This window comes from Streptococcus sp. 1F3, from assembly GCF_054968985.1.
Genome location: NZ_JBUEQR010000099.1, coordinates 1 through 1,213, shown reverse-complemented (window position 1 = coordinate 1,213; position 1,213 = coordinate 1). Strand labels below are relative to the sequence as shown.

Annotated in this window: 1 pseudogene; it reads right to left on the bottom strand. The window is 46.0% G+C overall.

From position 1 onward, the window contains the following. Positions 1-76: 76 nt before the first annotated feature. Positions 77-1,213, bottom strand: a pseudogene (locus tag ACVPON_RS08785) (hypothetical protein); the annotation flags it as partial.

Here is a 1,213-nt window from a genome sequence, read left to right as displayed (position 1 = left end):
TAATATTGTTCCCCGTGTTTCCAGATATGCTGACCATAACCTGCTACTTCCTCAAACTTGATAACGTCTTCCCATGTTAATTGACTGTGTTCCATATGGTATCTCCTTCCTTTATACTGATATCTTTCATTACTCCTTCTGGCATATCTCCTGGATAAGTGCGACCTCCTGGACGCCACCATTCATTCGCTCCTGACTCATTACCACTCGGGATAGAGATTCCTTTTTCAGAGACAACTTTTGGCGAAACATCCAAACGATAGAGCGGACCATCTCCGAGGTAACCCTCGTCAAAGCCTAACAAAGTCTCATAAAGACGATTATCTCCCTTAGCGATATCCTCTATAACATCCGCATGCTCTTTACTCAACCAAAAGCTTGTTCCATCGTCACCTCCTACAATTCCTCCATTCCAAGTTTCACTAGGCTGGAACTTTTGGAACTTAGACGCACCATTATCAAATTGCTTCTTGTGAGCCTCAATATAGTCTTGAGTCAAATATTCTTCAGGATGCGGTCTTGGAGTAACTTCTTTATCAGTCGCAACAATTTCATCAAAAAGAGACTTTTTATCAAATCCCTCTACCAGCTCAACCTTCGGTGCCTTCTCCGAAATTTCCAGCACTCGGACACGGTCTTCTGGACTAAGACCTACCTCCGCATACTTGGTCCATTGTTCATAGCGACGGGCATCTTCTGGGCTCATCCCTTCGATAAAAGGAAGTCTGCTTGTTTTCTCTACCACCTCATCCGCATGTTTACTAGAGAAGTTCATCACTTCACGCAACGTCTTGCTCTCATCGCTAAAGGCAGACAGGGAGCCTACTTCATCCGCAAAGGTAAAGGCTTCCCGACGGAGGCCAGCTGGAATTCGGGTATCTAATAATTTCTCCCCAAATTGCCGAATGACAGGATTGCTCTTCGCTAGGATATTGTCAACCTTTGAGCCCCACTTTTCGACAGTTGCGAGGAGCCTTGCCTTGGTACTGTTCTTGGCTAAGCCAATCATCTCAGCGGCCTTAGCTCCAATATTTGTCCCCTTAGCCACCTTACCTACAGCTGCTGGACCAACCAAAAGACTGGCAACCTCGAAAGTCAGGCCTCCTACATCATAGGCATCCATGTGAATAATCTGATCCCAGAGAGCTTTCCCTGTCTGCTGAGCTCGATAAGCAGCCTTATCCATATAACTAGCATTGGGAGCCTGTCCACG